The organism is Paraburkholderia sp. (assembly GCF_026225065.1).
GTDB lineage: Bacteria > Pseudomonadota > Gammaproteobacteria > Burkholderiales > Burkholderiaceae > Paraburkholderia.
The window spans coordinates 1-4254 of sequence record NZ_JAMFSB010000140.1 but is presented as its reverse complement, the minus strand read 5'-3'; the positions used below and the strand labels follow the sequence as shown (position 1 = coordinate 4254).

5 protein-coding genes and 1 pseudogene are annotated in these 4254 nt (G+C 62.4%); 3 read left to right on the top strand and 3 right to left on the bottom strand.

The window, feature by feature from the left end; all coding sequences use genetic code 11:
- The 3 genes from secF to M0954_RS10765 form a co-directional block, all read left to right on the top strand.
- Positions 1-509 (top strand): protein translocase subunit SecF (secF, locus tag M0954_RS10775; protein WP_297353115.1); only part of this gene is annotated, 509 nt, incomplete at its 5' end.
- Between the two features lie 2 nt (positions 510-511).
- Complete coding sequence (locus M0954_RS10770; RefSeq protein ID WP_297353113.1) at positions 512-895, top strand: Mth938-like domain-containing protein; 384 nt, start codon at positions 512-514, stop codon at positions 893-895.
- Positions 892-1743, top strand: a complete 852-nt coding sequence (locus tag M0954_RS10765; protein WP_297353112.1) for a phytoene/squalene synthase family protein — start codon at positions 892-894, stop codon at positions 1741-1743. The genes M0954_RS10770 and M0954_RS10765 overlap by 4 nt, the downstream gene beginning before the upstream one ends.
- Positions 1744-1759: 16 nt before the next feature.
- On the opposite strand, the gene M0954_RS10760 is transcribed toward M0954_RS10765, so the two are convergent.
- The 3 genes and pseudogenes from M0954_RS10760 to M0954_RS10750 all read right to left on the bottom strand — a co-directional run.
- Entirely contained in the window at positions 1760-2719 is a 960-nt protein-coding gene (locus M0954_RS10760) for an NAD(P)-dependent oxidoreductase (protein WP_297353110.1), read from the bottom strand.
- 72 nt (positions 2720-2791) lie between these two features.
- Positions 2792-3895: a hypothetical protein gene (locus M0954_RS10755; RefSeq protein WP_297353108.1), complete on the bottom strand. Its 1104-nt coding sequence runs from the start codon at positions 3893-3895 to the stop codon at positions 2792-2794.
- 34 nt (positions 3896-3929) lie between these two features.
- Positions 3930-4254 (bottom strand): annotated as a pseudogene (locus M0954_RS10750) (hypothetical protein); the annotation flags it as partial.

Below are 4254 nucleotides of genomic sequence, written 5' to 3'. Positions count from 1 at the left end.
GCATCCTGGTCTATCTCTGGTTCCGGTTCGAATGGCAGTTCGCACTGGGTGCCATGATCGCCAACGTCCACGATATCGTGCTGACGATCGGCTTTATGTCGGTGACGCAGGTCGATTTCGATCTCACCAGCATCGCGGCGCTGCTGACGATTCTCGGCTATTCGCTGAACGACACCGTGGTCATCTATGACCGTATTCGCGAAATGCTGCGGCGTTACAAGAAAATGCCGATGCCCGAGCTGCTCAACGAGTCGATCAACTCGACGCTGTCGCGCTCGATCATCACGCACGTCACGGTGACGCTGGCCTTGCTCGCGCTGCTGCTGTTCGGCGGCAATGCGATCCACAGCTTCACGGCGGTGATGATGTTCGGCGTGGTGCTGGTCGGCACCTACACCTCGATCTTCATCGCGGCGCCGATCCTGATCTATCTCGGTGTCGGCAGTATGCGTGACGGGCTGGACAAGCCGGAAAAGCCTGCCAAGCCCGCGAAATCGGCGAAGCCCTGATCATGCCGATGTCCCCGGACGCGCCACACCTTCCGCGCTCCGCCGCCATCGAGGCTTACGGCAAGGGTGGCTTCGTATTCGACACCATGTCGCATACGGGCTCGCTGCTCTGTCTGCCGAATGCGATCTGGGCGTGGCCGGTGACCAAACCCGATGAGATCGATCGCTATTCCCTGCAGCGTGTGTTCGAGAATGCGGCAGGCATCGACACGCTGATCGTTGGCACCGGCAACGAGGTGTGGATCGTGCCGAAAGAGCTGCGCGAGGCGCTGCGTCGCCTGCATGTGGTGATCGACGCGATGCAGACGGGTCCCGCGGTACGCACCTATAACGTGATGATCGGCGAGCGCCGCCGCGTTGCTGCTGCTCTCATCGCGGTGCCATGAGCGCCGATCCGTCGTCCGCGGCGTTTTGCGCCGAGCTGGTGCGCAGCCACGATTTCGATCGCTACGCCTCCACATTGTTCGTACCGGCCGACAAACGCCGTGCGCTGCTGGCGCTCTATGCCTTCAATGCCGAAATCAGCCGCGTCCGCGAACAGGTCAGCCAACCGCTGCCCGGTGAAATCCGGCTGCAATGGTGGACCGATGCGCTCGCTGGCAACGGCCACGGCGATGTCGCGCAGAATCCGGTCGCCGCTGAATTGCTGCTGGCGATCCGCACGCACGACCTGTCGATCGATCGGCTGTCGAAGCTGATCGATGCGCATATCTTCGATCTCTACCACGACCCGATGCCGGATCTGGCGGTGCTGGAAAGCCATTTCCGCGACACGTCGTCGGCTCTTTTCGTATCCGCTGCCAGAATTCTCGGCGATGCATCCGAGGCCAGCAATCATATCGCCGAACATGCCGGCCTCGCGCAGGGCGTGGTGCGTGTGGCGGCGCGCCTACCGTTCGATGCCGCGCGCCGGCAACTGTATCTGCCGCAGGACATGCTGGTGCAGAACGGCAGCACGGCTGAAGAAGTGTTCGCTGGCAAGATCACACCCGCAATCCGCGCCACATTGGATCAGCTAATCACCGGCGCGCGCGAGCAACTAGCGACGGCAGAAGGCATGCTTGCAGAGATTGCGCCGTCAGTGCGTGCTGCGTTCTTGCCGCTGGCGCTGGTGAAGCATGATCTGCAACGGATGGCGCAACCGGATCACGATCCCTTCGCGCTGTATATCCGCGCACGCCTGCGCACACTCTGGACGCTGTGGCGTGCGTCGCGGTCGCTCGCATCCGTCTAGCGCATCATATCCGGCGCTAACGTTTCGCCTGTTCTTTCGGTGACACGTAGTTTGGGTCGTGGGTGAACGGCAACGGTTCGCCGGAGCGCAGTGCATTCAGCACACTCGCAAAGTCCGTCTTGCAGCGGAAACCCAGTATGCGTTCGGCCTTGCCGGCGTCGTAGATGCGTCCGATGCTGTTCGGAAGTGACCAGCGACGCGCCGTATAAAGCGCCGCGGCGTCGGGGAAATACCGGGTGACGACCTCCGCAGCATCGCGTTTGAGCGTGTCGATGTCCGAGCGGACGAACGGCGTTGGCGCGGAGATAATGAACGTGTCGAAGCCAATGCGGGGAGCCTTTTCCAGCGCAGCCACGTGAGCGTCGGCAGCGTCCTCGACGGTGAGTCTGCGGTTGAGGAATTCGTTGGCCTTGAGATTGGCGCCGGACAGGTTACGAAGCGTGTCGTCATCTTCCGGGAAGAAGCGGCTGGTCCGCAGCACGACGCAGTTCAGTCCGTGTTCGAGATAATGGAGCCGGCAGAGTTCTTCGGCAGAGAATTTCGTGATGCCGTAGATGTTGCGAGGAGCAAGCGGGCCGGACGTCTCATCCAGCCAGACCGCTGCGTCGCCTGCCTCCTTGCGAATGGCTGCCGAGATCATCAACGACGTGCTCGATGTGAAGACGAAGCGGTCGTGCTTTGCCTTCACTGCAGCGTCCAGAAGATTGAGTGTCCCGCTGACATTGACATCGATGAATGCCTGCGCGGGGAAGCGCGCGATGTCCGGTTTGTGGAGCGCGCCGGCGTGTACGACCGCTTCGATGCCGTGCTCGGCGAAGACGCGATCAATGAGGCCGCGGTCAGACACCGAACCGATCACTGTTGTCTCTGGTCCGGCTGCGACGTCGAGGCCGATAGAGGTGTGGCCCGCGGCCCTCAACCGTGGCCCCAGAAATCGCCCCAGCCAACCTGCTGAGCCCGTGAGAAGAACGCGCATGGATCGTTTTCAGTGGTTTCTTGTTGGCAGAACGATCCGGAATATTCCGGACCAGGTTCGCGCCGTCAAGTGTCAGGATGACGCGATCGTCTGATCGCCCGTCTCGAAATTAAACCGATCCCTTAAATTTTTCCGCGACTCCAGAATGCCCTTCAGGAAAGCGCGGTCGGCGTCGCTGGTCATCAGCGGTTCAAGCAGATCGACTTGGTTCATCGCCACCAATTGCAGCACTTCGGTGCGAATGCGGCCTGACGTATCGCGGGGCAGTGCGCTCACGACCTGCAGATGCTCCGGCGGCTTGGCGCCCTTGGCCGCGGCCATCTCGCTCTGCAGTTTATTCTCGAGCGCGACATCGTCGGCTTCCACGAAGGCATAAAGCCCGACGCCGGTGCGCCGATCGGCGAAGGCGACGATGGACGCGTCGCGCACCGCGGGGTTCTTCTTGATGATCGCCAGCAGCGGTGGCGCGTCATTGACGAGGCGCTTGCCGCCGCCTTCGCGGTCGGTGAAATTGAAGATGCCGCGGGTGATGCCGCGATAGACCTTCTTGCCGGTCATCAGCCAGATCCGCGCTGGCAGCGATTTCTTCGCCAGGATCTTCTTCTCCATCGGCGTCAGCAATTCCGGCGCGTAAGAGCGCTTGTGCTTCAGCAGATGGCGAAGATCTTCATAGGCGGCAATGCGAAACAGCTGGCTGCGGCTCTTGAAGCAGACGGCGAGCTGAAAATCGGTGACATAAGCCAGCCCGTCGCTGCCGCGCAGCCAGTTCTGTTCCTTGGCGAGATCGTTGTGGCAGACGCCCATGCGATGCAGCTTGCGCAGCGCGAGTTTGGCCGACTTGAAATACCTGGCGTCGCCGACCGGCTTCGCCAGATGCAGCGCCACACCATCGATGAAGCCGCGCACCAGTGCCTGATCGCCCGCCCACAGAAGTTCCGGTCCGACGTGCAGGTCGCGTGCGAGTGTCAGGGCGCGGCGCTCGCGTTTGAACAGATGCTGCGCCAGGATGTAGGACCACCACGGCACCTGATCGAGACGGCGCAACACCGCATCGACTTCGCCAGTCTCACTGCGATAGCGGCCGCGCTCGACGGTGGAGAACACGTCGCGCTTCAGCAACACGCCTTCGGTCCAGTGGGCGGACAGCGCGGCGGCGTCCTTGCGGGGCAAACTCATGACACAGTCCTGAAATTCAATTCGTCGCGCCGGATCACGCCGCCGCAGCGACAGCGGGCAGGTGGGCCGCGATCCACTGATCGAGATCGGCCAGCGCGCGGGCGCTCATGGCCTGCTTCTTGGCGACGGTCTTCTCGTTACCGCGCAGCCGCGTGCCGTCGGGCTTCTTGGTTGGTGCGGAGGCTAGCGGCGGAAACAGTCCGAAGTTGATGTTCATCGGCTGGAACGAGCGCGGGCCGGAATCGATGGTTTCGATATGGCCGCTGGTGATGTGACCGAGCAGCGATCCGAGCGCCGTGGTCGATGGCGGCGGCGCCAGCGACTGCGAACGGGCCTCGGCCGCGGCATAGAGGCCGGCG